General features: G+C 46.3%; 22 protein-coding genes and 1 pseudogene. 16 read left to right on the forward strand and 7 right to left on the reverse strand.

Annotated elements, in window-relative coordinates; translation table 11 throughout:
* Positions 1-137: 137 nt before the first annotated feature.
* From ispE to H9626_RS00740, 4 genes are all read left to right on the forward strand, one after another.
* Positions 138-962, forward strand: coding sequence for a 4-(cytidine 5'-diphospho)-2-C-methyl-D-erythritol kinase (gene ispE / locus H9626_RS00725; RefSeq protein WP_178256207.1), 825 nt, complete (start codon positions 138-140; stop codon positions 960-962).
* A 17-nt stretch (positions 963-979) separates the two neighbouring features.
* Positions 980-2617, forward strand: coding sequence for an RluA family pseudouridine synthase (locus tag H9626_RS00730; RefSeq protein WP_191709250.1), 1638 nt, complete (start codon positions 980-982; stop codon positions 2615-2617).
* Between the two features lie 95 nt (positions 2618-2712).
* Positions 2713-4275, forward strand: coding sequence for a replicative DNA helicase (gene dnaB / locus H9626_RS00735; protein ID WP_178256205.1), 1563 nt, complete (start codon positions 2713-2715; stop codon positions 4273-4275).
* 21 nt (positions 4276-4296) lie between these two features.
* The gene (locus H9626_RS00740) at positions 4297-5334 is read left to right on the forward strand and encodes an alcohol dehydrogenase (protein WP_191709251.1); all 1038 of its coding nucleotides are present in this window, start codon (positions 4297-4299) and stop codon (positions 5332-5334) included.
* A gap of 51 nt (positions 5335-5385) precedes the next feature.
* Here the strand turns inward: H9626_RS00740 and H9626_RS00745 are convergent, their stop codons facing one another.
* Positions 5386-5874, reverse strand: a complete 489-nt coding sequence (locus H9626_RS00745; RefSeq protein ID WP_225230835.1) for a hypothetical protein — start codon at positions 5872-5874, stop codon at positions 5386-5388.
* A 409-nt stretch (positions 5875-6283) separates the two neighbouring features.
* The gene (locus tag H9626_RS00750; protein ID WP_191709252.1) at positions 6284-7099 is read right to left on the reverse strand and encodes a carboxymuconolactone decarboxylase family protein; all 816 of its coding nucleotides are present in this window, start codon (positions 7097-7099) and stop codon (positions 6284-6286) included.
* A 249-nt stretch (positions 7100-7348) separates the two neighbouring features.
* Here H9626_RS00750 and pheT point away from each other — a divergent pair, with 249 nt between their 5' ends.
* The 7 genes and pseudogenes from pheT to H9626_RS00785 all read left to right on the forward strand — a co-directional run bounded on the left by pheT (position 7349) and on the right by H9626_RS00785 (position 14335).
* Positions 7349-9811 (forward strand): phenylalanine--tRNA ligase subunit beta, encoded by a 2463-nt coding sequence (gene pheT, locus H9626_RS00755; protein WP_191709253.1) that lies wholly within the window; start codon positions 7349-7351, stop codon positions 9809-9811.
* 37 nt (positions 9812-9848) lie between these two features.
* Entirely contained in the window at positions 9849-10583 is a 735-nt protein-coding gene (locus H9626_RS00760; RefSeq protein WP_178256201.1) for a YebC/PmpR family DNA-binding transcriptional regulator, read from the forward strand.
* A 113-nt stretch (positions 10584-10696) separates the two neighbouring features.
* Positions 10697-10942: a TIGR03905 family TSCPD domain-containing protein gene (locus H9626_RS00765; protein WP_178256200.1), complete on the forward strand. Its 246-nt coding sequence runs from the start codon at positions 10697-10699 to the stop codon at positions 10940-10942.
* The gene (locus H9626_RS00770) at positions 10939-11508 is read left to right on the forward strand and encodes a flavodoxin family protein (protein WP_191709254.1); all 570 of its coding nucleotides are present in this window, start codon (positions 10939-10941) and stop codon (positions 11506-11508) included. The genes H9626_RS00765 and H9626_RS00770 overlap by 4 nt, the downstream gene beginning before the upstream one ends.
* An 11-nt stretch (positions 11509-11519) precedes the next feature.
* Positions 11520-12959, forward strand: a complete 1440-nt coding sequence (locus H9626_RS00775; protein ID WP_191709255.1) for a DUF1186 domain-containing protein — start codon at positions 11520-11522, stop codon at positions 12957-12959.
* A gap of 110 nt (positions 12960-13069) precedes the next feature.
* A pseudogene (locus H9626_RS00780) lies at positions 13070-13654 on the forward strand (hypothetical protein); the annotation flags it as partial.
* Positions 13649-14335: a CatA-like O-acetyltransferase gene (locus H9626_RS00785; RefSeq protein WP_191709834.1), complete on the forward strand. Its 687-nt coding sequence runs from the start codon at positions 13649-13651 to the stop codon at positions 14333-14335. The pseudogene H9626_RS00780 and the gene H9626_RS00785, both read left to right, overlap by 6 nt.
* A 66-nt stretch (positions 14336-14401) precedes the next feature.
* On the opposite strand, the gene H9626_RS00790 is transcribed toward H9626_RS00785, so the two are convergent.
* The gene (locus H9626_RS00790) at positions 14402-15349 is read right to left on the reverse strand and encodes an NAD(P)H-dependent flavin oxidoreductase (RefSeq protein ID WP_191709256.1); all 948 of its coding nucleotides are present in this window, start codon (positions 15347-15349) and stop codon (positions 14402-14404) included.
* Positions 15350-15942: 593 nt separating this feature from the next.
* Here H9626_RS00790 and H9626_RS00795 point away from each other — a divergent pair.
* The 4 genes from H9626_RS00795 to H9626_RS00810 all read left to right on the forward strand — a co-directional run bounded on the left by H9626_RS00795 (position 15943) and on the right by H9626_RS00810 (position 18990).
* Positions 15943-17217 (forward strand): replication-associated recombination protein A, encoded by a 1275-nt coding sequence (locus tag H9626_RS00795; protein ID WP_178256196.1) that lies wholly within the window; start codon positions 15943-15945, stop codon positions 17215-17217.
* Positions 17218-17239: 22 nt separating this feature from the next.
* Positions 17240-18199, forward strand: coding sequence for a D-2-hydroxyacid dehydrogenase (locus H9626_RS00800; protein ID WP_191709257.1), 960 nt, complete (start codon positions 17240-17242; stop codon positions 18197-18199).
* Positions 18196-18663: a C-GCAxxG-C-C family protein gene (locus H9626_RS00805; RefSeq protein ID WP_191709258.1), complete on the forward strand. Its 468-nt coding sequence runs from the start codon at positions 18196-18198 to the stop codon at positions 18661-18663. Before H9626_RS00800 ends, H9626_RS00805 begins: the two co-directional genes overlap by 4 nt.
* Positions 18664-18786: 123 nt before the next feature.
* Complete coding sequence (locus H9626_RS00810; protein WP_178256193.1) at positions 18787-18990, forward strand: winged helix-turn-helix domain-containing protein; 204 nt, start codon at positions 18787-18789, stop codon at positions 18988-18990.
* 67 nt (positions 18991-19057) lie between these two features.
* Here the strand turns inward: H9626_RS00810 and H9626_RS00815 are convergent, their stop codons facing one another.
* The 4 genes from H9626_RS00815 to H9626_RS00830 form a co-directional block, all read right to left on the reverse strand.
* Complete coding sequence (locus H9626_RS00815; protein WP_191709259.1) at positions 19058-19963, reverse strand: cation diffusion facilitator family transporter; 906 nt, start codon at positions 19961-19963, stop codon at positions 19058-19060.
* A gap of 196 nt (positions 19964-20159) precedes the next feature.
* Positions 20160-21566: an amidophosphoribosyltransferase gene (locus H9626_RS00820; RefSeq protein ID WP_191709260.1), complete on the reverse strand. Its 1407-nt coding sequence runs from the start codon at positions 21564-21566 to the stop codon at positions 20160-20162.
* A 267-nt stretch (positions 21567-21833) separates the two neighbouring features.
* Complete coding sequence (locus H9626_RS00825; RefSeq protein ID WP_191709261.1) at positions 21834-23078, reverse strand: ABC transporter permease; 1245 nt, start codon at positions 23076-23078, stop codon at positions 21834-21836.
* Positions 23079-23089: 11 nt separating this feature from the next.
* Complete coding sequence (locus H9626_RS00830) at positions 23090-24292, reverse strand: pyridoxal phosphate-dependent aminotransferase (protein ID WP_178256189.1); 1203 nt, start codon at positions 24290-24292, stop codon at positions 23090-23092.
* 416 nt (positions 24293-24708) lie between these two features.
* Here H9626_RS00830 and H9626_RS00835 point away from each other — a divergent pair, with 416 nt between their 5' ends.
* Entirely contained in the window at positions 24709-25944 is a 1236-nt protein-coding gene (locus H9626_RS00835; RefSeq protein WP_191709262.1) for an L-arabinose isomerase family protein, read from the forward strand.
* Positions 25945-25963: the final 19 nt, after the last annotated feature.

Raw genomic sequence — 25963 nt, forward strand, 5'->3', positions numbered from 1 at the left:
CAGCACAAAATCGTGATAAAAGTACTTCTTATTCTGATATGTTTTACCGCAAGAAAACATTTTTTAACCGGATGCGTCTTTTTCTCGAAACTTTACTCTATCTTTGAGGCAATGAAAAACCGCTAACAATAATTATTATGATTACATTTCCAAACGCAAAAATAAACCTCGGACTGAACGTTGTAGAAAAACGTCCGGATGGCTACCATAATTTAGAAACTATATTTTACCCGATAAACTTGCAGGATGCGCTTGAAGTTAACCGCTTGAAAGATACTGACCGCAGTTTTAACCTGAAAGTGAGTGGAACGACCCTTGAAGGAACGCCGGAAGATAATCTGGTGATTAAGGCGTATAATTTGTTGGGCAAAGATTATCAGCTTGCCCCGGTAGACATTCATCTGTTCAAACACATCCCGACGGGGGCAGGACTGGGAGGCGGCTCGGCAGACGGAGCGTTTATGATTAAACTGTTGAACGAAAAATTCAGTTTGCATTTAACCACAGAGCAAATGGAGATTTATGCGGCGCAATTAGGTGCCGACTGTGCATTCTTCATCCGTAACACCCCGGTATTTGCAACCGGTATCGGAAATATATTCGAGCCTGTCGAACTTTCTTTGAAAGGTTATCATATCGTACTGGTGAAGCCTGATACTTCTGTGTCTACGGGCGAAGCGTATGCCCATATCAAGCCTGCACGTCCGGCAATGTCGCTGAAAGAAATTGTAAAACAACCGATTGAAACATGGAAAGGAATCATGAAGAATGACTTTGAAGACAGCGTATTCCCCGAACATCCGGAGATAGCTGCCATTAAAGACAAGCTGTACGATTTGGGTGCACTGTATGCTTCCATGACCGGTTCCGGTTCTTCGGTGTTCGGCATCTTCCGTGAGCCGATAGCCAACGTAGATGAAAAGTTCGGCGAATGTTTTTGCCGCCAACGTGTGTTGGAGTAAAAACGGAATAGGTCTGTATGCAATTAAACGAAACCGAAAAGATTCATTATTTTACGTCGGTAGAAGGTATTACCCTGCCCGCACTGTTTACTTACCCGTTTCACTATACGCCCCATCCGCTGACGGAAAAGGCGGCACTCGAAGTGCAGCAATACCTGCGTACCCGTACCGATTGGGCGGACGAACTGAACGCCGGAAAGATGTTCGGGGTACTGATAGTCCGTACTTCGCAAGGACGCATCGGCTATCTGGCTGCTTTTTCCGGCAATCTGGCTGGGAGCAATAACCATGCTTTTTTTGTCCCTCCGGTGTACGATTTGCTCCGTCCCGACGGCTTTTTCAAACAAGAGGAAGCTGTCATATCGCGGCTCAATCGCCGGATTAAAGAATTGGAAGAAAGCGACAGTTATCACCTGTTGAGGCTGAAGCAAGCCGATTCCGCCCGCCTGATGGAAGAACGTTTGTCTGCCGCACGTCAGGCTCTGAAAGAAGCCAAAAAGCAACGTGAGGAACGGCGAAAGAAAGGGATAGACGAGGAAGAAGAAGCCGCACTTATTCGCGAAAGCCAGTTTCAGAAGGCAGAGTACAAGCGGCTGGAACGGCTGTTGAAAGCAGAATTGGCAGAACAAGTGCGCCAGACGGAAGCGTTTGAGATGCAGATTCATCAACTGAAACAAGACAGAAAGTCCCGCTCCGCTGCCCTTCAGCAGAAACTGTTCGGAAAGTTCCGTATGCTGAACGCACGGGGCGAAGCGAAAGACCTCTGCGAACTGTTCCGCGACACGCCGCAAGGCATTCCTCCGGCGGGAGCAGGCGAATGCGCACTGCCCAAACTCCTGCAATACGCTTACCTTCATTCGTTACAGCCTTTGGCGATGGGCGAATTCTGGTGGGGGATGTCTCCTAAAAACGAACTGCGCAGACAGGGCGCGTTTTACCCCTCCTGCACAAGTAAATGCCGACCCATATTGCGTCACATGCTGGTAGGGCTGGAGGTGGAAAACAATCCTTTGGAAGACGACATACACCGCGATACGGAATTGGCCATCGTGTATGAAGACGACTACTTGGTAGTAGTGGATAAGCCGGCAGGAATGCTTTCCGTTCCCGGCAAAAACGATTTGGATTCGGTGAGCCGGCGTTTGCGTCGGCTGTATCCGTCCGCCACCGGGACACTGGTAGTCCACCGCTTGGATATGGCAACGTCGGGTTTGCTGCTTGCTGCCAAAAACCTCGAAGTGCAACGTCAGTTGCAAGCATTGTTCGAAACGCGGGCGGTGAAGAAACGTTATACCGCACTGCTGGAAGGTGAACCTTTGCGTAACGAGGGGATTATCTCACTTCCGCTTATTCCCGATTTGTCTGACCGTCCCCGCCAAAGGGTAGATTACGAGCACGGAAAACCTGCCGTGACCCGTTATCAGGTAATCGGGCGGAGAGGGCAAAATGCACTGGTGTCTTTTTATCCTGAAACCGGACGCACCCATCAGTTGCGTGTACATGCTGCACATCCGGAAGGACTGAACTGCCCGATTGTAGGCGATATGCTGTATGGCACGAAAGCCGACCGTATGTATCTTCACGCTGCCGAACTTGTTTTCATCCATCCCGTAAGCGGAAAAGAGATACGTATCGTCCGCGAAGCCGATTTTTAGTCGAAACATGCAGCTGGAGCACAAAATTTAAATAGGCTCGATAAGGGTTTCGCTTTTTTGTATTACTTTTGCTGCTTGTAATAAAAATAAGCGAAATGGCAGAAACGAGAAGAACAACACGTGTCCCTAAGACTACAAAGACCAAACAAGTGGATGAGTACGGGCATCTGCAACCGCAAGCTCCCGAACTGGAAGAGGCGGTGCTGGGTGCATTGATGATTGAAAAAGACGCATATTCGCTGGTGAGTGAGATTCTCCGCCCGGAGTCTTTTTACGAACATAAGAACCAGTTGATTTATGCGGCGATAACCGATTTGGCTGTTCAGCAAAAACCGATAGACATATTGACGGTAACCGAACAGCTTCGTACGCGAGGTGATTTGGAGGAAGTAGGAGGACCGTTTTATATCACCCAGCTTAGCGGTAAGGTGGCTTCGTCTGCCCATATCGAATACCATGCCCGGATTATTGCACAGAAGTTTTTGGCTCGCGAGCTGATTTCGTTTACCAGTGCCATTCAGACGAAAGCCTTCGATGCTACGCAGGATGTTGACGACCTGATGCAGGAAGCGGAAGGCAAGCTGTTCGAGATTTCCCAGCAGAACATGAAGAAAGATTATACGCAGATTAACCCCGTGATACAGGCTGCGTATGAGATGTTGCAGAAGGCAGCCGCCCGTACCGACGGATTGAGCGGACTGTCGAGCGGTTTCCATCAGTTGGATAAAATGACTTCCGGCTGGCAGAATTCCGACTTAATCATCATCGCTGCCCGTCCGGCGATGGGAAAAACGGCGTTCGTGCTTTCGATGGCAAAGAATATGGCGGTAAACAATCGCGTTCCGGTGGCACTGTTCTCGCTTGAAATGAGTAACGTCCAACTGGTAAACCGTCTGATAGTAAACGTATGCGAGATTCCGGGTGAAAAGATAAAAAGCGGTCAGTTAGCGCCTTACGAATGGGGGCAGCTCGACTACAAAATAAAAGAACTATACGATGCGCCCCTTTACGTAGACGATACGCCTTCATTGTCTGTATTCGAACTGCGAACCAAAGCTCGCCGTCTGGTGCGTGAGCATGGAGTGAAGATTATCATCATCGACTACCTTCAGTTGATGAACGCCAGCGGTATGTCGTTCGGCAGTCGGCAGGAAGAGGTCAGTACCATATCGCGTTCGCTGAAAGGACTGGCAAAAGAGTTGGACATCCCGATAGTGGCATTGAGCCAGTTGAACCGTGGCGTAGAGAACCGCGAAGGTATTGACGGAAAACGCCCGCAGTTGAGCGACCTCCGTGAGTCGGGAGCCATCGAGCAAGATGCCGATATGGTTTGCTTTATCCACCGTCCCGAATATTATAAGATTTATACCGACGAAAAGGGGAACGACCTTCACGGCATGGCGGAAATCATCATCGCCAAGCATCGTAACGGTGCGGTAGGCGACGTGTTGCTCCGATTCCGTGCCGAGTATGCCCGTTTCCAGAACCCCGACGACGATATGATAGTTCCGATGCCGGGCGAAGAGGCTTCAGCGCCTGTATTACGTTCGAGGATGAACAGCGGAGGCGGACAAGACTTTGTCCCGCCACCACCGGCGGATATGGCTCCTCAGCCTGAAAATCCGTTTGGCGCACCGGTACCGGATGTCCCTTTCTGATTAGAGTAAAATAAAATAGTTATGTTAGCCTATACTTATGTAAAGCGCGGAAAGTTCGAGTTGCTTGATAAACCCGTTCCGCAACTGATAGATTCGCAAGACGCGATAGTGCGTGTTACGTTGGGCAGTATTTGTACCAGCGACTTACACATCAAGCATGGAAGTGTTCCGCGTGCCGTACCCGGAATCACGGTTGGACACGAGATGGTAGGCGTGGTAGAGCAGGTAGGAGCGGATGTCACTTCGGTTCGTCCCGGCGACCGTGTGACTGTAAACGTGGAAACCTTTTGCGGAGAATGCTTTTTCTGTCGCCACGGCTATGTGAATAATTGTACTTTGCCCGACGGAGGCTGGGCATTAGGTTGCCGAATCGACGGCGGACAGGCTGAATACGTCAGAGTGCCGTATGCCAATCAGGGCTTGAACCGCATCCCGGATTCGGTGACCGATGAGCAGGCACTGTTCGTAGGCGATGTACTTGCTACCGGCTATTGGGCAGCAGACATTTCAGATATAACGGCAGAAGACACGGTATTGATTATCGGTGCAGGGCCTACGGGAATCTGTACCCTGCTGTGTGTGATGCTGAAACATCCCCGCCGCATCATTGTGTGCGAGAAGTCGCCCGAACGGATTCGTTTCGTTCGCGAGCATTATCCCAACGTCTTGGTGGTAACACCGGAAGAATGCAAGTCATTTGTAGAAGCAAACAGCAATCATGGCGGAGCAGACCGCGTGCTGGAAGTGGCGGGAACGGACGAAACCTTCCGTCTGGCGTGGGAATGTGCCCGCCCCAATGCCATCGTAACCATTGTTGCACTCTACGACCATCCGCAACAGCTTCCCCTTCCGGACATGTACGGAAAGAACCTTGTCTTTAAAACCGGAGGGGTAGATGGCTGCCGTTGCGACGAGATACTTCGTCTGATAGCGGCAGGAAAGATTGATACCCGTCCGCTCATCACCCACCGCTTTCCTTTGAACCGGATAGAAGAAGCCTATCGAATCTTTGAGAACAAACTCGACGGAGTGATTAAGATAGCGGTAACTGCGCCTTAACGTTTCGCGGGTAGAAAGATAGCTGAGGAGGAGGCTTCGGTACGGATAACTCTATTTGACAATCCGGATCGGGGCTTCCGTCTCCACTCCGTTCAGCCAGAAAGTATTTTCCGATTGCGGTTCATGGTTTTCCCACCAGAACCTGCGGCTGAATGTGATGGTATCTCGTTTGCTCCCGTCATTCCAATCCAATACAAGGGTTTCCCGCTCAAAATTAGTTTCTCCATTAAAGTCACCGAAACTCAATCCGTAAGTGTCGTTATACTCAAACGAGGTCAAGCCGGAGAAGATGACAAGAAGAGCTCTCGAATTACCGGCCACGGTCGAATCTTTTTCATACGTATTTCCCCGGAAGATAGCCTTGATACCATTGTCGGCAATGGAGTTTTCTGTTTCCGGATTCAACAAATCATTTCCCTGTTTGTCCGTTACGTAGATATTGATAGCGAACGGATAAATATCCCATATTGTATCCGGATCGGGACCGTCGCCGTCATCGCAACCTGTGAATCCCATAGCGGCACATAATAAGGACAGCATAAAAACTTTTTTGAACTTCATAGCTTCTTGGTCTTTGGTTGTGTCAAATGTAAGTATTTCTTCTTTAATAATCAAATGATTCTATCAGATATTCTGGGGCAATGGGATGTATTTCAATATCTATCTGGAAAAACTTAGGGTGATTGTCGCTACTTGGTGATGTGTGAATTGTTAAATCTTTTATAGCCTGTTTTTCTTGTACTTAGCTTCATTCCGATTCCTGAAAAAACGCTACCCGTAGAACGGGTGTGTTCTACGGGTAGAAATGGTAAACGCTACCGCTTGAAATGGGTGATGCTAACGGTAGCGTTTTTACGCGGAGTTTGTCAGACTGATTTTCGGTTCATCTGGATAAAAACAGTCCGGCGCAAGTGTATCGAAAAGACTTGTATCCGGGCTGTCCTTTTTGTTAAAGTTTTTTATACTCTTCGTCGGTTACAGGCTCCAGCCATTCGTTGGAAGCATTCTCGCCCGGAATCTCGAAAGCGAGGTGAGCAAACCAACTGTCGGCTGCTGCCCCGTGCCAGTGTTTCACGTTGGCGGGGATGTGGATAACATCGCCCGGAAGCATCTGTACGGCAGGCTTTCCTTCTTCCTGATACCAACCCTTACCGGCTACGCATACCAGCATCTGACCTCCGCCTTTCGTGGCGTGATGGATGTGCCAGTTATTGCGGCAGCCCGGCTCGAAAGTAACGTTGGCAAACGGAATCTGTTCGCTCGATACGCGGGCAAGGTAACTGTTCCCGATGAAATATTGAGCGTATGCCGTGTTCGGTTCGCCGATGGGGAATATCATTTCGCGCTGGAAAGTAGCCTTTCCGTTATCTCCCGCGGCATCGTCTGCCCACACATCTTTAGCCAAGCGGAAAGCCCCCCATGCGTTAGGCCATCCGGCATAGAACGCGATGTGAGTCAATATCTCCGAAATCTCCGTGCGCGTAACACCGTTCTGTTTTGCGAATTGCAAATGATGGGTCAGCGACGAATCAATAATTCCCTTTCCTATGAGGGTTGCGATGGTTACCATGCTGCGGTCGTGCGGACTCAGCCCCGGACGGTTCCATACTTCTCCAAATAATACATCATCATTCAGTTCGGCAAATTTAGGTGCGAACTCTCCCAACTGCACGTGTCCGGCAGTTTGTGTGATTTTTTCTTGTGCCATAATTCCTTGAATGTTAGTCGTTGCTAAAATCAACAATAAAAATAATGTTTTTTTCATCTGTCTGTTTTTTTGGTTTTGTCACAAATGTAGCCGGTTTTCGGCAGATGGGATGTAGATATATTACAGATGTTTGTGTACGTTTTACAGATGTCGCTTCCGTGTGTCTGACGTTTCGCCCACATTTGTTTTATTTCACGCAGTTTGCCCGGCAAGTTTCACGAAAAACCTTTTTCCTTTCTCTTATATCCCAAATATTTATATTAACTTTGCGCATCATTCAGTAGAAATACATAAAAATATACATATATGAATATCTCTTATAATTGGCTGAAAGAGTATGTCAATTTTGATTTGACACCTGAAGAAACAGCAGCCGCACTTACTTCCATCGGTTTGGAAACAGGAAGCGTGGAAGAAGTTCAATCTATTAAAGGAGGTTTGGAAGGACTTGTGATTGGTAAAGTGCTGACGTGTGAACCTCACCCGAATTCAGACCACATGCACATTACTACCGTCGACTTGGGGCAGGGAGAGCCTGTACAGATAGTCTGCGGCGCGGCAAATGTGGCTGCGGGACAGAAAGTGGTAGTGGCTACGCTGGGCACGAAACTGTATGACGGCGATGAATGTTTTACGATTAAGAAATCAAAACTCCGGGGAGTAGAATCGAACGGAATGATTTGTGCAGAAGACGAAATCGGCGTGGGTACGAGCCACGAGGGGATTATCGTACTGCCGGACGATGTGACACCGGGTACGCTGGCGAAAGATTATTACAACATCAAGAGCGATTATGTACTGGAGGTAGACATCACACCGAACCGTGCAGATGCCTGTTCGCATTACGGAGTGGCGCGCGACTTATACGCTTGGCTTATCCAGAACGGCCGTCAGGCAGAACTGAAACGCCCTTCGGTAGATGCTTTCAAGGTGGATAATCACGACATGGACATCGACGTGGTGGTTGAAAATACGGAAGCATGTCCGCGCTATGCCGGAGTATCAATCAAGGGAGTAACGGTAAAAGAAAGTCCCGAATGGTTGCAAAACAAGTTGCGCCTTATCGGTGTGCGCCCCATTAATAATATTGTGGATATTACCAACTATATCCTTCACGCCTACGGTCAGCCGATGCACTGCTTCGATGCCGACAAGATTAAAGGCGGTAAAATCGTGGTAAGAACGTGTGAAGAAGGTACAAAATTCGTTACATTAGACGAAGTGGAACGTAAATTGTCTGAACGCGATTTGATGATTTGCAACGCCGAAGAACCGATGTGTATCGGCGGTGTGTTCGGCGGATTGGATTCGGGTACTACCGAGGCAACGAAGGATGTATTCCTTGAAAGCGCATATTTCCATCCCACATGGGTGCGTAAAACGGCTCGCCGTCATGGTTTGAGCACAGATTCATCTTTCCGTTTCGAACGCGGTATCGACCCCAACGGCTGTATTTATGCTTTGAAAGAAGCAGCCTTGCTGGTGAAAGAACTTGCCGGAGGTGAAATTGCATCTGAAATAAAAGATAATTACCCCAACCCGATAGCCGACTTCGCGGTAGAACTTCCGTTTGAGTATGTGAACGGTTTGATTGGTAAGGAAATTCCGAAAGAAACGGTGAAAAGCATCGTGCGGAGTCTGGAAATGAAGATTGTAGAAGAAACGGAAAGCGGACTCTCATTGCTCGTTCCTCCTTATCGCGTTGACGTTCAGCGTCCGTGCGATGTAGTAGAAGACATTCTCCGTATCTATGGATATAATAATGTAGAGATTCCTACTACGTTGAAATCAAGTCTGAGCGTAAAGGGGGAAGTAGATAAGTCGGTAAAACTTCAGAACTTGGTATCCGAACAGTTGGTAGGCTGCGGGTTCAATGAAATATTGAATAACTCACTGACGGCTGCTGCATACTATGAAGGTCTGGAGAGCTACAAACCGGAAAATCTGGTGCGACTGATGAACCCGTTGAGCAATGACCTGAATGTGATGCGCGCCACGTTGCTGTTTGGCGGACTTGAAAGTATCTGCCACAATGCCAATCGTAAAAATGCCGACCTGAAATTCTTCGAATTTGGTAACTGCTATCATTTCAATGCCGAAAAGAAGAATCCCGAAAAGGTATTGGCCGCTTACTCGGAAGAACTTCACATGGGACTTTGGGTTACCGGAAAACGTGTAAGTAACTCGTGGGCACATGCCAATGAAGATTCTTCGGTATACGAATTGAAAGCATACGTGCTGAATATTTTCCGCCGTTTGGGAGTAAACTTCGGCGGACTGGTATTCGGAAACCTGACCAACGATATTTATTCGGTAGCCATTTCGGTTCATACGCGCGGCGGAAAACTTCTCGCTACGTTTGGTGTGGTAAGTAAGAAGATTCTGAAAGCATTCGACATTGATAACGAAGTTTATTATGCTGACCTGAACTGGAAGGAACTGATGAAAGCCATCAAGGGAAATGCGGTTTACTATAAGGAAATATCTAAATTCCCGGCTGTGAAACGCGATTTGGCATTGCTGATAGACAAAAACGTTCAGTTTGCCGAAATCGAAAAGATAGCCTACGAAACCGATAAGAAACTGTTGAAATCTGTTGAATTGTTCGACGTTTACGAAGGCAAAAACCTTGAAGCAGGCAAGAAGAGCTACGCAGTTAGCTTCATGCTGCAGGACGAAAACGCTACGCTGAACGACAAACAAATCGACAAGTTCATGCAAAAACTGATAACCAACCTGCAAAACAAGTTGGACGCAAAACTGAGATAAATATAATCAACAAGATAACTATTAAAACATAAATCCAATGGGAAGAGCGTTTGAATATAGAAAAGCTACTAAGTTGAAAAGATGGGGTCACATGGCAAAGACCTTTACACGTTTGGGTAAACAAATTGCAATCGCAGTGAAAGCCGGCGGACCGGAACCGGAAAACAATCCGACGCTGCGTTCGGTTATCGCAACCTGTAAGCGTGAAAACATGCCGAAGGATAACATCGAACGTGCCATCAAGAACGCAATGGGTAAAGACCAGAGCGAGTATAAAGGAATGACTTACGAAGGATACGGACCTCACGGTGTGGCTGTATTCGTAGATACATTGACTGATAACACAACACGTACCGTGGCAGATGTTCGTTCGGTATTCAACAAGTTCGGAGGCAACTTGGGTACTACGGGATCATTGGCTTTCTTGTTCGACCACAAATGTGTATTTACCTTCAAGAAGAAAGAAGGAATCGACATGGAAGAACTGATTTTAGACCTGATTGACTACAACGTAGACGATGAATTCGACGAGGACACCGAAGAAGGAACAATCACTATTTACGGTGACCCGAAGAGTTATGCCGCTATTCAGAAACATTTGGAAGAATGTGGTTTCGAAGATGTAGGTGGTGAATTTACTTATATCCCCAACGACTTGAAAGATGTAACCGCAGAACAGCGCGAAACAATCAACAAGATGATTGAACGTTTAGAAGAATTTGATGACGTTCAAACGGTTTACACGAATATGAAGCCCGAAGGAGAGGAATAATCATCGTATTGAAATAATTATTCTCAGGCACGGATTTCGCGGATTCACACGGTTTCTTTTCAGAAAGATACGCTGTGAGGTGCGTAGTTCGTGCCTGATTTTTTTATAAAGCTATGAAGATAAATTATACTACTCAAGGAACGTGCAGCAAGAGCATTGAGGTGGAAGTTGAAAACGGTATAGTAAAGAATGTTTGTTTTACAGGCGGATGTAACGGAAACTTGCAGGGTATCGGAGCATTGGTAAAGGGTATGAAGGTAGATGAAGTGATAACCCGCCTTGAAGGAATCCGGTGCGGTTCTAAACTTACTTCGTGTCCCGATCAGCTCTGTAAGGCATTACATTCGTTAAAGGCATGAATATCCTGATACTGAACGGAAGTCCGCGTCGGAACGGTAATATAGCCCGCATGTTGAAAGCGATGCGCGAAGAAGCCGAGAGCCGTGGCATGAAGGTAACTTCAGTCTGCGTAGCCGATTTGCGCATAATGCCTTGTACGGGTTGCATGGTATGCCGTAAAAAGTTGGCTTGTGTTTTGCCGGACGATGATGCCCAACGGATGCTTGAATTGATACAGGGATGTGATGCATGGGTGATAGGTGCTCCCTGTTATTGGGGAAACATGCCCGGGCAACTGAAAGTGATGTTCGACCGCATTGTCTACGGCATGATGGGTGAAAGTCCGCGCGGAATCCCCATCCCTTTGCACAAGGGAAAGCGAGCCATATTAGTCAGCACTTGTACCACTCCGTTCCCCTTTAATATCCTTTTTAATCAGACGCGCGGCGTTATCAAAGCGTTAAAAGAAATCTTGAAGTGGAGCGGATTCAAGGTCATTTCCACCATCGAGGTAGGAGGCACAAAGCAACACGCCGTGAGCGATAAGGCATTGAAGCGTTGCCGCAAAGTTATCCGTAAACTATAATATGTCTATTTATGAAAAAAGCAAAACAACAAGCAAGCAAACAGTTGACTCCTGAACAGTATATCCGACAGAAAGCCCGTATGCTTCCAGTTGAAGATTGTTTCATGACTTCTGATTGGGAAAAAGTAGGAGAATCTATTGTGTTAGTAGTTCGTCGTCATGTGAAAGAAACTTATACCATAGGGGTATATTTGATTGATACGTTTTGTCTCGGTTTGAAAGATTCGTATTATTATTTTAGTATAGATAAAATTGATTATGATAACCTTTTGGAAAGGTTCAGAAGAAACGAGTCTTTAGAAAAAATCTCTTATAATGAAGCTCACAATATGATATTCGGGGCAATAGCTTTTGCCGAAGAAGCGGGCATAACACCTTCTAATTCATTTGAACTCACAAAATATCTTTTGGAAGAAGATACAGAAGATGTTCCATTAATTGAATACGATTATGGTAAAAACGGTGAGCATTTCCTTTGTGCAAATAATCGTTTGGAATTGAATCGTTATCTGCCTTTGTTAGATAAGAATCTGGGTAAGGGGAATTATCATTATATAGTAAATGATGAGGATGCTGAATACAAAGATTCAATGGATTGGTTGGAGAATATGGAGAAAATGATGGAACGTACTGCTTCGATACCGGAAGAGAAATATTCTTATTGTCATCCTGAATATCCGGCGGTAATAAGGGTGAAAAACGATTGGCTGGTATCTTTGTTCTATGATCATAGAAACGCATGTAAGCTGTCCGAAGCAACTGTTCAGAAGATTTTGGCTTTGCCTCATGAAGAATTAAGAATAGATTTAGAACAGATTATACTGTATGAAACAGGATGTACTTGTGGTCAAATTTCCGAAAGCCAATGGAATACCGAATATGCTTCTGTGATCATTCACTGTTTGTTGTTGTTAGGTGCTTTGGGAGATGCGAGAAGTTTGCCTGTTGTTCTTGAAACGCTTTGTCAAAATGAAGATTATTATGACTATCATTTTGGTGACATCGCAGGTGAAATTTATACTTATGTTCTTTATCGGTTAGGAAAAGAACACCTTGATGAGCTGTTTGCTTATTTGCAGATACCGGGACTTTATTCGTATGCGCGTTACCATATCTTTCCTGCCGTGGCATTGATTCCTTTTTACCAGCCTGAACGCCGTGGCGAAGTGATTGATTGGTTTCGAAAAGTGCTTGTTTTTTATGCCGGCCGTTTGGAAAAGCAAGAGTGTTGCGATGGGATTCTTGTTGGATTGATGACTAAAGATTTGTTGGATTTGCAAGCGAAAGAATTGTTGCCCGAGTTGAAGGTTCTTTACGATACGGATTTGGTAGATACAGGATGTTGTGGAGAGTATTCGGAAATAGAAAAAGAAATGCTTCAAGGAGGAGATTCTGATTTTCGAGGTTCTGTCTTATTGGACATTAATGAAATCTATAAGAAGATAGGTTAATGATTGAATTATTATTGTAGGAATGTTCGCAGTTAACTTATGTAGGGGCGTATAGCATACGCCTGAAAACGTATTGTGGATAAATATTGTTTTTGTAATGTGTTGCTGTTATGAAAGATTACCTAACCTTAGCAAAAGAGAATCAGGAGAAGGCTTGGAGCATTATTCGGGATGCACAAATCATCGAGGCATGGCGAGGGGCGGGAGCGGAAATCAATCTTGTCGGGTCGCTCAAGCTCGGACTACTGATGAAGCATCGCGACATCGACTTTCATGTTTATTCGCAGGATTTGACACTCGAAAAGAGTTTCGCGGCGGTGATGCAGATTGCCGCTTGTCCGCGTATCCGGAAAATGGAATACACCAACCTGCTTGACACTTCCGAAGCCTGCATCGAGTGGCATCTGTGGTACGAGGACGATGAGGCGTTACTGTGGCAGATTGATATGATACACATGCCGAAAGGTTCGGCGTACGACGGTTACTTTGAGAGGGTTGCCGAACGCATTGCTGCCGTGCTGACCGAAGAAACGCGCGATGCAATCCTACGCCTGAAGTACGAAACGCCCGACACCGAAAAGATTATGGGCATTGAATACTATCAGGCTGTGATAGAAGGCGGTGTGCGCACGTATGCCGAACTGACGGAATGGAGAAAGCAGCATCCCGTCGATGGTATCGTTACGTGGATGCCTTCCGAGACATTGCGCCACGCATCCGGAGCCGAGTTTTATGTGATAGACAAAAGTACGTGGGAGAGAGCCGTTTACTTCGACTATTATTATTCTCGGATAAAGTGTAAATATACGCTCAATGCGAATCTCGACATCACGCATCTGGTAGAAGGGCAGAAGCAGCGCGGACTCAAGTTCTTCCCCGTAATGCTGTACGTTATCATGAGAGCCGTGAACCGCAACAAAGAGTTCCGCATGAGCTTTAATGAGAAAGGCGAATTGGGATATTGGGAGTATGTTGTCCCCAGCTACACGCTGTTCCATAATGAAACCAAAACCTTTACGGATGTATGGAGCGATTATTCGGACGATTTTGATACCTTTTATCAAACGGTTGTGGCGGACATCCGAACATACGGAAACATTACCGGCGTAATAAAAGCACGCCCCGACCAACCTCGTAATTTCTGCCCCGTATCCAGCCTGCCGTGGCTGAGCTTTACCGGATTTGCGCAAGATACGTATGCCGAGAGTTCCTTGCTGTTCCCGCTCATCAAGTTCGGGAAGTATTTCCAAGAAGGCGGGAAAATACTTTTACCTGTCGCCGTGTTTGTAAGCCATGCGGTGGCGGACGGATACCACACCTGTAAACTTATCAACGACATGCAGGAGATAGCCCAAAGTTTGTGGAAAGAAGTATAGACTGCCGGAGGCAGATTCATGCAGATTATCCGCTGCGATAGCCTGCATGAACCGGTGTCCGTACGGTTAAAGTGCACAGGTTTCCTGCGTCCGCCGGAGCGCGGCGTTATAATCTTCCACCAACTCTTTCATCACCTCGTCTACGCTTTGCAGGCGGTGAATCATCGAAGCTCCCTGTCCGATTTCCAATTCTCCTTCAAAAATATCCCCTTCGAAGATACCTTTCTTGGCACGACCTTTGCCCAGCAGTTCGCGCAACTCGTCGGCAGAAGCCCCTTTGCGCTCGGCTTCTTCCACTTGCTTATAGAAATCATTCTTTATCAGGCGGGTGGGCGAGAGCTGTTTCAGCGTGAGTACCGTGTCGCCCTCGTTCAGTCGGAGGCAGCGGTCTTTAAACGTGAAGTGTGCCGAGCTTTCTTCGGTCAGTGCAAAGCGCGTGCCCATCTGTACGCCGTCGGCTCCTAACGTCATGGCGGCAAGGATTCCTTCGCCCGTCATGATGCCTCCCGCCGCAATCAGCGGAGCGGTACACATCCGTTTTACGGCAGGTATCAGGCAAAACGTGGTGGTTTCTTCGCGTCCGTTGTGCCCGCCGGCTTCAAACCCTTCGGCTACGATGGCATCAACTCCCGCCTCCTCGCACTTGGAGGCAAAACGGGTCGACGAAACCACATGCGCCACTTTTATTCCGGCGTTATGTAAATATTCTGTCCAAGTTTTAGGATTTCCTGCCGAAGTAAATACAATGGGCACTTCTTCCTCCACGATGATTTTCATGATGCTTTCTATTTCGGGATACATCAGCGGAACGTTTACCCCGAAAGGTTGGTCGGTGGCCTGCTTACATTTACGGATGTGTTCGCACAGTGTTTCGGGATGCATCGACCCCGCACCCAGCAGTCCCAGTCCGCCCGCATTGCTTACTGCGGAAGCCAGCCGCCAACCGCTGCACCACACCATTCCGCCTTGTATAATCGGATAGCGGATTCCGAAAAGATGACATATTCTGTTCATGCGATGTTGTTTTTTTAAAGATTCGTGGGGACAAGATACGAAAAAATCTGTGTCTGCGAAAGATTCTTCCGAAAAACTTGAGGCTGTTTCGGGCGGGTTTCGGGCGTGAAAAATTCTATTCGGAAGACCGGGTCGTTCTATGGGTAGAACAAGGCAGTTCTACCGCATGAAATAAGGAACGCTACCCATAGCATTTTCGGGCTTGTCGATTCGTAAAATCAGGAAAAACACTTAAATGAAGGTATTCATTAAAATTTACATAAGCCATTATACGTATATTAAGTAAAAATTTCTATCTTTGTGGGGATACAAGGCGTGTGGTAGTTAAGAAACCCAAACGAAAGAAAAATGAAAGAAAAACGAAAAACATGTTTTAAGACATGGTTTTTTATTTGGTTGGGTGAAAAAAACGCCGCATCTTTGTGTCGTTATCCTGAAAACAATCTTTTTACCTTAAGAAAAAAAACTAATACCTATTGAAAACTTAAAAAAGGCTCTTTGTGAAAAGCGCCTTTTTTTATGCCTATACTTTTCCTTTTATTCCGATAGAAATGGTTATTTTTGTTCTCGTAATTACTAATCATTGAATCTATATGGCACAACCATTGGCAGAGCGAATGCGTCCGAAGACGCTGGACGATTATATCGGTCAGAAACATTTGGTGGGCGAGGGGGCTGTCTTGCGTAAGATGATTGACGCGGGGCGTATCTCTTCTTTTATTCTGTGGGGTCCGCCGGGCGTGGGTAAAACTACGCTTGCACAGATTATAGCCAATAAGTTGGAAACTCCTTTTTATACTTTAAGTGCGGTGACTTCAGGGGTCAAAGACGTGCGCGACGTGATAGAGAAAGCGCGTAACAGCCGCTTTTTTTCGCAGCAAAGCCCGATTTTGTTCATCGACGAAATTCATCGTTTCAGCAAATCGCAGCAAGATTCTTTGTTGGGGGCAGTAGAAACCGGGGTGGTAACGTTGATAGGTGCTACTACGGAGAATCCTTCGTTTGAGGTTATCCGCCCGTTGCTGTCGCGCTGCCAACTCTATGTGTTGAAGTCGTTAGAGAAAGATGATTTGCTGGAGTTGCTTCATCATGCCCTGACGCGCGACGCGGTGTTGAAAGAAAAAAATATCGAGTTGAAAGAAACCGACGCCATGCTCCGTTATTCGGGAGGCGATGCGCGGAAATTATTAAACATTCTGGAGCTGGTGGTTGAGGCAGACAGCGGCAATCCGATAGTGATAACCGATGAAAAGGTAGTAGACCGTTTGCAGCAAAATCCGTTGGCTTACGATAAAGACGGCGAAATGCACTACGATATTATTTCGGCATTCATAAAGTCTATTCGCGGAAGCGACCCCGACGGCGCACTTTACTGGCTGGCGCGCATGGTGGAGGGGGGCGAAGACCCTGCTTTCATAGCCCGGCGACTGGTGATTTCGGCATCGGAAGACATCGGACTTGCCAACCCGAACGCATTGTTGCTTGCCAATGCCGCCTTCGATGCTGTAATGAAAATCGGATGGCCCGAAGGAAGGATTCCTTTGGCTGAAGCTACGGTTTATCTGGCTACCAGCCCGAAGAGCAATTCGGCATACATGGGCATCGGTTCGGCACTAGAGACGGTGCGGCAGACGGGAAATCTGCCTGTTCCGCTTCACCTGCGTAATGCTCCTACCAAACTGATGAAGCAGTTGGGGTATGGAAATAACTATAAGTATGCACATAATTATAAAGGTAATTTCGTAAACCAACAGTTTTTGCCCGATGACATCCGTGAGGCTCGTTTCTGGCACGCACAAGACAATGCGGCAGAAGCCAAGCTGAAAGAACGGATGATAAACCTGTGGGGAGAGAGATTTAAAGAATAGAAAAACACAAATAGATATTGACATGAAGATAGTAGTTTTAGACGGATATACATTAAATCCGGGAGATTTATCTTGGCAGTCGCTTAAAGCGATGGGCGAAGTGATAGTATACGACCGTACGGCGGCAGAAGAAGTTGTAGAGCGCTCTACGGGAGCTGAAGTTGTGTTGACTAACAAAGTGGTGTTAGATGCGAAAGCCATCCACGCACTTCCGATGCTGAAATATATTGGTGTATTGGCTACGGGCTATAACGTAGTGGATTTGGAAGCTGCACGCCAGCGCGGAATCGTGGTGACAAACATTCCGGCGTATAGCACCAATTCTGTGGCTCAGATGGTGTTTGCACACATCCTGAATATTACTCAGCGCGTGGGACATTATGCCCATGAAATCCGGAACGGAGCGTGGAGCGGACAAACCGATTTCTGTTACTGGAATACGCCCTTGCAAGAATTGGACGGAAAGAAAATAGGTTTGGTAGGTTTCGGAAATACGGGACAAGCTACGGCGCGCATTGCTTTGAGCTTTGGCATGGAGGTATCTGTTTATACCAGCAAGGCAGCCTCTCAGTTGCCTGCAGGGGTACGTAAGTGTGGTTCGGTTGATGAATTGTTCACCTCGTGTGACATCGTGAGTCTCCATTGCCCCCTGACAGACGATACCCGGGAGATGGTAAATGCCCGTCGACTGAGCTTGATGAAGCGTACGGCGATTCTTATCAATACCGGACGGGGTGGACTGGTTAATGAGCGCGACCTTGCTTATGCGCTCCGGAAAGGTACGTTGGCAGCAGCCGGAGTAGATGTACTTTCCAGCGAACCGCCCCGTGCGGATAATCCCTTGTTGAGGGTAGAGAACTGTTTCATTACGCCACATATTGCTTGGGCTACCTACGAAGCCCGCGTCCGCTTGATGAATCAGGCCATTGCAAATCTGAAAGCCTATCAGGAAGGAAATCCAATAAATAATGTAGCAAAATGACAAAAGAAGAACGTATTCAGCAAGCGGTAGCTTATTTTAAAGAAGGATATAATTGCTCACAGTCGGTAGTGCTTGCTTATGCCGATTTGTATGGGTTCTCAAAAGAGCAAGCCTGCCATATTTCAGCATCGTTTGGTGGAGGAATCGGACGTATGCGCGAAACGTGCGGAGCTGCATGTGGAATGTTTCTCTTGGCAGGATTGGAAAAATGTGCCCTTGAGGGTGCCGACCGTGCAAGCAAAGCCGCCAATTATGCATTGGTGCAAGAACTTGCGGGAAAGTTTAAGGCAGAAACCGGTTCGTTATGTTGCTCCGAACTGCTCGGACTTTCAAAAAAAGAACCTATCGTATCGACACCCGAAGCCCGTACACCCCAGTATTACGCTAAACGTCCTTGCCCGCGGATGGTAGAAACGGCAGCGCGGATTTTTGGCGATTTCTTAGAAAACGAAGGTAAATTGTAACAAGTAAAGGCTTTCTGCATAGGATAAAGAAAACTTTTTACGCTTTTTCGTCTTTCGGAATCTTTTTTTCTTTACTTTTGCAACGACACAAATATTTGATACTTAAAATAAAAGCAAAAGATTATGTTAGAAGAAAAAGCAGGTGTTATCGCCGGAAAAATCTGGGAAGCACTAAACGGAAACGAAGGCAAAACTCAAAAGCAGATTAAGAAAGCAGCTAAACTGAAAGCCGATAAAGACCTCTTTTTGGGATTAGGCTGGTTGTTGAGAGAAGACAAAATTGAAACAAGCGAAGTAGAAGGCGAACTTTTTGTAAAGTTGAAATAAAAAGAGCTTGGATAAACAGAAAAGAAGAGTGCAGAGACTTCCCGTCGCTGCACTCTTCTTTTGTTCTCTAACAGCATGATTCCTCCCGACACTTGCAGTCTTTCGTCTCACATTCTACGGTCACATGCCGGATACCCTTTTCACGTAATGCTTGTTTCAAAGCCTGTTTTACGTTTTCCATGTCTTTTAAGTCCTTGATTACGGCATGTACGGTGGCTGCGTTTTCTGTTGTGCTGACTGCCCATACATGCAAATGATGCCATTCCTCTAATCCGGGAATGTCGGAAAGTGAACTCTCTATTTGTTTCATATTGATGTTCGAAGGTACGGCGTCTAAAGACAAGTACAGGCTTTCTTTTAGCAATTTCCATGTAGAAGCTAAAATGATGAGTGCAATGACCAGACTGATGAGCGTGTCGATGATGACAAATCCGGTAAGTGTGATGATTATGCCCGATACCACTACGCCTACCGATACGAGTGTGTCCATAGCCATGTGAAGGAAAGCTCCTTTTACGTTCAGATCATGTCCCTGATTTTTCATAAGCAGCAAAGCGGTTATTCCGTTTACAATGATTCCTACTCCTGCCGTCCATGAGATGGCTTCTCCCGAAATTTCTTCCGGATGACGTAATTTGTAGATACTCTCGATAAGGATGGCTCCTACGGCAACGAGTAGTATAATTGCATTTGCCAACGAAACCAAGATGGTGCTTTTCTTATAGCCATACGTAAAGTGGATGTTTCCGTGGCGTTTTGCCATGCGGATGGCAAACAGTGAAAGCGTCAGGCTGAATACGTCGCTCAAATTATGTCCGGCATCGGATAGTAACCCTAACGAATTGTATGTCAGACCTACTCCGGCTTCAGTGAAGACAAATAAAAGGTTTAGTACAATGCAAAAAACGAATACTCCGCTCAGTGAGTTTGGAACAAAATTGTGTTCGTGTGTGTGATGATGAAGATGTGACATAATCAGATATTTTTTATAAGATTTGCTGCCAAAGATAGGTGATTTTTGATTTGGTTGAACCGCCTTCAGGATATTAACAACCGGGTTGCAAAAGTGGGGACGGGTGTAAGGTGTGTTTGTTGCCAAGTATTGGAGCATAAAAAAGCGCGGAGATTACATCCCCACGCTTGATTATTCGGTATATGAAATATGTTTGTCAGAAACAGCTTGACCCGTCAAAACAGTGGGTGCACAGCTTGCATTTTGGAAGTCCGATGGATTCAACCAATATTTCCAGCGAATTAAAACGTAACGAGGTCAGTCCGAACCGAGCACGTATACGCTCAACCAGCTCCTTGTATTCAGGAGAATCAGTCGTGGCATATTTATCTAACTTGGCATTTTCATCGCCTTCTATTTCTTTGATAATGCGCCGTGTTATCAGTTCCATGTCGCTTTTTGAAGAGGTGAACCCGATAAACGGACATCCGTAAATCAGCGGCGGACAAGCTATACGCATGTGTACTTCTTTTGCACCGTAATCATAGAGAATCTTTACGTTGTCGCGCAACTGAGTTCCACGTACTATCGAGTCGTCGCAGAACAAAAGCCGTTTGCCTTGCAGCATTGCCCGGTTAGGTATCAGCTTCATCTTAGCCACGAGCGAGCGCATACTTTGATTGCTCGGCGTAAAGCTGCGCGGCCATGTAGGAGTATACTTGGCTATGGCGCGATGATAGGGGATGCCTTTTCCTTCGGCATATCCTAAAGCCATACCCACACCCGAATCGGGGATGCCACACGTGCAGTCTACTTCCGACTGGTCGGTCTGCCCCATTTTGTAACCGCTCAAGAAGCGTACTTCTTCTACGTTCCTGCCTTCGTAGCATGAAACGGGGAAACCGTAATACACCCATAAGAAAGAACAAATTTGCATCTTGTCGTTCGGTTTGCGAAGCTGTTCCAAGCCATCGGCACGCATACGGATGATTTCTCCGGGACCTACGTAGCGGTCTACCTCGTAATCCAAGTTCGGGAGGCTGCTTGATTCGCTGGTAGCAGCGTAAGCTCCTTCTTTTTTCCCGATGATGATAGGCGTGCGTCCCCATTTGTCGCGTGCCACGATGATTCCGTCTTCAGTAAGAATCAGCATCGAGCATGAACCCTTAATCTTGTTGAATACGTTTTCAATGCCGCTCACGAAATCTTTTCCCTGTACGATAAGTAGCGCGATAAGCTCCGTCTGGTTGGTTTTTCCCATGCTCATTTCCGAGAAGTGCATGTTGTTAGCCAACAGTTCCTTAACCAGTTCGTCTGTGTTGTTGATTTTTGCCACAGTAACAATGGCAAACTTACCCAAATGGGAGTTGATCATGATAGGTTGGGGGTCGGTATCACTTATAATGCCGATACCTGCCTTACCTTTGAAACCGGGGAGTTCATCTTCGAATTTTGTTCTGAAGTAAGAACTTTCCAGATTATGAATTTTGCGCATAAAGCCTTCGCCTTCGGCGTATGTTGCCATACCTGCGCGTTTCGTTCCCAGATGGGAATTGTAGTCTGTACCGTAGAATAAATCGGTTACGCATTCAGCTTTTGTAACTGTTCCGAAAAAACCACCCATTCTTTTTCTTTATTTATTATGTAATTTGAAATATGGTTGCAAAGTTACGAATAATTTTTGTACCTGAGAAGATGGAAAAACTAAGAACCTGTTTAATTTTTCCGATAAAGTAATTTGTTTGCCGTGATACACCCCTCGGTTTCTCCCTCAAAACGCTACCGTTAGTGTTGCTTGTTTCATGCGGATAAACCTCATGGTTCTATTCGGAAGGCTTGTCGGTTTATCGGGTAGTTTTCAGGGCTTGCAATCCGATGCTTCCAACCCGGATTATTCGAACCGGATGGATTTGGCAGGATGGATATGGCTTATCAGATAAGAGGGTGCGATAAGCATAGACACGGAAATCAGTAACGTGCCGATGTTTATCAGCAAATACCATCCTATATGCAATTCGATAGGCACGGTACTTACGTAGTATGTTGCCGGGTCGAGCCGGAAAGGACGGAAGTAATATTGGATGAGGCATACGGATATGCCGACGATGTTTCCCCATATCATGCCTCGTCCGATAAGAAATACCGATAGCGATAGGAAAATCTTGCGTATGGAAGCGTTGTCTGCGCCTAACGCTTTTAATACACCTATCATGTTGGTACGCTCTAAAATGATGATTAGCAAGCCGGATATCATGGTAAATCCGGCTACCCCCGTCATGAGTATAAGGATTACCCATATATTAATGTCGAGTAAGTTGAGCCAATCGAATATTTGCGGATAGATTTCTTCCGACGTACGCGAGCAGTAGATTTCTCCGTATCGGTCTGTTTGGTCGTTTATCGACGAGCGGATGCAATCGTTCGCTTGGGTTAATTGACTATAATCTTTTACCGTTATTTCAATGCCGCCTACCTGTTCCGGTTTCCATCCGTTCAGCCGGTTTACAGTGTAAAGGTCGGTTATCAAGAAAAGGTCGTCGAAATAAGAGAAGTTTGTTTGATAAATTCCGCTTACCGTTAGCCGGCGTGCCCGTATATTGTTTTCGATGTAATACGTATAGAGCTTATCGCCCACCTTGAGCGATAACTTGTCTGCCACGGAGCGTGAAACCAACACTCGGTTACTGGCGGCAGAATCAGTAAAAGTGGGTATTTCTCCCTCAAGTAAATGTTTCTGTAAGAATGTCCGGTCGTATTCCTGTGCCACTCCTTTCAGCATCATTCCTTGAAAATTGTCGGAAGTCATAATCATGCCCGGCTTGACGGAATATCGTTGTGTATGGGATATTTCGGGCATTCGGTTGATTATATCCATCAAGCTGTCGTTTCCTACGATGGGGGTCATTTGGTAAAGTTGGGCGCCGTCAATGCTGGATACGATGATATCGCCTCCCATTCCTACGACTTTATTACGCACTTGGTGCTTGAATCCGATGACTACCGAAACGGAGACAATCATTACCGCCAGTCCGATGGCAATACCTACCGTGGCGATACGCACGGCAGGCTTTGATACTTTTCTCCCTTCTTCGTTACTTTTGTAGATGCGTCGGGCTATGAATAACTTCCAATTCATTGTTCAGCAGGTCAGTCGTCTACTCTTCCCGGATAGGCTTCGAGGGCTTTTCTTAATACGAAAAGAGCGCGAATCAAGTCTTCTTTCCGCAATACGTAAGCAAGGCGCACTTCATTTCGTCCGCCTCCGGGTGTGGTATAAAATCCGCTTGCAGGAGCCATCATGATTGTTTCTCCCTCGTAGTTGAAATCAGACAGGCACCATGCGCAGAACTTCTCGCAGTCATCTACCGGCAGTTTGGCCACGGTGTAAAAAGCTCCCATCGGGATAGGAGAATAAACGCCGGGAATACGGTTCAGCCCGTCTATCAAGCATTTACGCCGCTCTACATATTCATCGTACGTTTCGCGTGAGTATTCTGCCGGCTCGTCTAACGATGCTTCTGCCGCAATCTGTCCGATAAGGGGAGGACTCAACCGGGCTTGGCAGAACTTCATTACCGCTTTGCGTACTTCCAAGTTCTTTGTAATCAGCGCACCGATACGGATACCGCACTCCGAATAGCGTTTCGATACCGAGTCGATGAGCACAACGTTTTGTTCGATGCCTTCCAGATGGCAGGCAGATATATAGGGAGACCCTGTATAAATGAATTCACGGTATACTTCATCGGAGAAAAGGAACAAATCGTACTTCTTCACAAGGTCGCGGATTTGGTTCATTTCGCGGCGTGTATAAAGGTATCCCGTAGGGTTATTGGGGTTGCAGATCAAAATGCCTTTGGTCCGTTCGTTTATCAGTTCTTCAAATTTTTCAACCTTTGGCAGTGAGAATCCCTCTTCGATGGTTGTTGTTACGGTGCGAATCACAGCTCCCGCTGAAATGGCAAAAGCCATGTAGTTGGCGTAAGCCGGTTCGGGTACGATGATTTCATCTCCCGGGTTCAGGCAACTCAGGAACGCAAACAAGACAGCTTCCGAGCCGCCGGTGGTAATGATAATGTCATCGGCGCTCAAATGGATATTGTATTTTTCGTAATAGCCTACCAGTTTTTCGCGATAACTGCGGTAACCCTGACTTGGGCTGTATTCTAATACCGTGCGGTTTATATTGCGAATCGCATCAAGGGCCGCTCGCGGAGTAGGAAGGTCCGGCTGACCGATGTTGAGGTGATAAACATGGATTCCCCTTTCTTTTGCAGCTTCAGCAAGAGGCGCTAATTTCCGAATAGGCGACTCAGGCATTTCGTTTCCTCTGATGGATATTTGCGGCATAATTAAATTTTTAATTTTGTTTTCACTAATGTGTTTTAGTTGATAATGAGCTTATTATAAACTCTTTCGCTGTTTGGTCCGGAGCTTGAAAAACGCTTGCGGTAGAACCGGTCAGTCCTATGGGTAGAACCGGTCAACGCAACCGCATAGGATGAACAACACTAACGGTAGCGTTTTTCGGGATATATGGCGGAGAATTTCTTCTTGTGCTTTCGCCGGACAAGAAAGTTCAAATAAGTTCACTGCAAATATAGCGCGAAACGATAAATCTGCCAACTTTTAGATGGAATAAAAACGCAAAGCGGGTGCATTCCCGAATCTTACAGAACGTAAATCTATGTTATCAAACTTCATTTTACGGAGATATTTAAGAAAAAAAACGTATGTTTGTTGGCGTAACCCTATAAGCAATCATCATGGAACTTTATTTAATTATATTTACATCGAAAAGTTACAAGGCGGAACAGATTTATGAAAGTCATAAAGCTCTTTTTGTAGAATTAGAGAAGCACTTCAGGCTTCACCTGATACATTATACAGAGGTAGACTCTATTCCGTCGAATGTATATAAAATGGCATTTATAGCAGATGGCTGTGTTTCTGATATCGTGATTCGTAATTTCAGCGTTTTCCCTTATCCCATTACTTTGTTAAGCGATGGACAGAACAACTCGCTTTCTGCTGCTCTTGAGATTGCGGCATGGGTAAAGTCGAAAGACATGCGTGCCCGGATTATCCACGGAACAGTATTCGAAATGGTAAAACAGGTATTGTTTCACCATAAGGCTTTTGCCGCCAAGCGTAAGTTGAAAGGAAAACGTATCGGGCTTATCGGAACGCCTGCTCCGTGGCTGGTGTCGAGCCATGCAGATTACTTGTTGGCGAACCGGAGATGGGGAGTGACGTATGTTGATATTCCGATGGAGGACGTATATAAATATTTTTACGAAATTACGGAGGAGGAAGTGGGGGTTGAGGCATCTCAGGTAGTTGCCCGTGCGCAGGCATGTCAAGACTCCACACCCGAAGATTTGCTGCGCGACATGCGGCTGTATCGTGCCGTAAGGCGGGTTTGCAAAGAACGTGATCTGGATGCACTGACGCTGTCCAGCTTTTCGCTCATCCAAGACTTGCACACCACCGGATGTCTGGCAGTATCGTTGCTGAACGATGACGGCATCCCTGCCGGAAGCGAGGGCGACTTGCAGGCGATTATGACCATGCTGATGGTGAAAGTGCTGACCGGGCAATGCGGGTTTATTGCAAATCCGGCATTTATTGACGTTCAGAAAAACGAGATTCTGATAGCTCATGACACCATCGGCACGAAAATGGTAGACAGTTTCATCATCCGCAACCATTTTGATACCGAAGAGGGGATAGCCATTCAGGGAATCATGCACGAAGGAAATGTTACGCTGTTTAAGTGCGGAGGCGAGTGTTTAGACGAATATTACGTGTCGGGAGGATATCTTACAGAAAACACGAACTATGTTTCCACTTCGCGCACACAGTTCCGTATAAAGCTCGATAAGCCTGCCGATTATTTTCTGCGGAATCCGCTGGGAAATCACCATATCCTCATCAAAGGAGATTACAGCGATATGATTCAAGAGTTTATGCAACAGAATCGGTGTAAATTGAGAGAGTAATTCAAAAAATCGTGTATCT

This window comes from Phocaeicola faecium (genome assembly GCF_014837055.1).
GTDB lineage: Bacteria > Bacteroidota > Bacteroidia > Bacteroidales > Bacteroidaceae > Phocaeicola > Phocaeicola gallinarum.

Coding starts and splice junctions, on each gene's coding strand:
- ispE (WP_178256207.1), top strand. CDS start 138: ATGATTACATTTCCAAACGCAAAAATAAACCTCGGACTGAACGTTGTA.
- H9626_RS00730 (WP_191709250.1), top strand. CDS start 980: ATGCAATTAAACGAAACCGAAAAGATTCATTATTTTACGTCGGTAGAA.
- dnaB (WP_178256205.1), top strand. CDS start 2,713: ATGGCAGAAACGAGAAGAACAACACGTGTCCCTAAGACTACAAAGACC.
- H9626_RS00740 (WP_191709251.1), top strand. CDS start 4,297: ATGTTAGCCTATACTTATGTAAAGCGCGGAAAGTTCGAGTTGCTTGAT.
- H9626_RS00745 (WP_225230835.1), bottom strand. CDS start 5,874: ATGCTGTCCTTATTATGTGCCGCTATGGGATTCACAGGTTGCGATGAC.
- H9626_RS00750 (WP_191709252.1), bottom strand. CDS start 7,099: ATGAAAAAAACATTATTTTTATTGTTGATTTTAGCAACGACTAACATT.
- pheT (WP_191709253.1), top strand. CDS start 7,349: ATGAATATCTCTTATAATTGGCTGAAAGAGTATGTCAATTTTGATTTG.
- H9626_RS00760 (WP_178256201.1), top strand. CDS start 9,849: ATGGGAAGAGCGTTTGAATATAGAAAAGCTACTAAGTTGAAAAGATGG.
- H9626_RS00765 (WP_178256200.1), top strand. CDS start 10,697: ATGAAGATAAATTATACTACTCAAGGAACGTGCAGCAAGAGCATTGAG.
- H9626_RS00770 (WP_191709254.1), top strand. CDS start 10,939: ATGAATATCCTGATACTGAACGGAAGTCCGCGTCGGAACGGTAATATA.
- H9626_RS00775 (WP_191709255.1), top strand. CDS start 11,520: ATGAAAAAAGCAAAACAACAAGCAAGCAAACAGTTGACTCCTGAACAG.
- H9626_RS00785 (WP_191709834.1), top strand. CDS start 13,649: ATGCCTTCCGAGACATTGCGCCACGCATCCGGAGCCGAGTTTTATGTG.
- H9626_RS00790 (WP_191709256.1), bottom strand. CDS start 15,349: ATGAACAGAATATGTCATCTTTTCGGAATCCGCTATCCGATTATACAA.
- H9626_RS00795 (WP_178256196.1), top strand. CDS start 15,943: ATGGCACAACCATTGGCAGAGCGAATGCGTCCGAAGACGCTGGACGAT.
- H9626_RS00800 (WP_191709257.1), top strand. CDS start 17,240: ATGAAGATAGTAGTTTTAGACGGATATACATTAAATCCGGGAGATTTA.
- H9626_RS00805 (WP_191709258.1), top strand. CDS start 18,196: ATGACAAAAGAAGAACGTATTCAGCAAGCGGTAGCTTATTTTAAAGAA.
- H9626_RS00810 (WP_178256193.1), top strand. CDS start 18,787: ATGTTAGAAGAAAAAGCAGGTGTTATCGCCGGAAAAATCTGGGAAGCA.
- H9626_RS00815 (WP_191709259.1), bottom strand. CDS start 19,963: ATGTCACATCTTCATCATCACACACACGAACACAATTTTGTTCCAAAC.
- H9626_RS00820 (WP_191709260.1), bottom strand. CDS start 21,566: ATGGGTGGTTTTTTCGGAACAGTTACAAAAGCTGAATGCGTAACCGAT.
- H9626_RS00825 (WP_191709261.1), bottom strand. CDS start 23,078: ATGAATTGGAAGTTATTCATAGCCCGACGCATCTACAAAAGTAACGAA.
- H9626_RS00830 (WP_178256189.1), bottom strand. CDS start 24,292: ATGCCGCAAATATCCATCAGAGGAAACGAAATGCCTGAGTCGCCTATT.
- H9626_RS00835 (WP_191709262.1), top strand. CDS start 24,709: ATGGAACTTTATTTAATTATATTTACATCGAAAAGTTACAAGGCGGAA.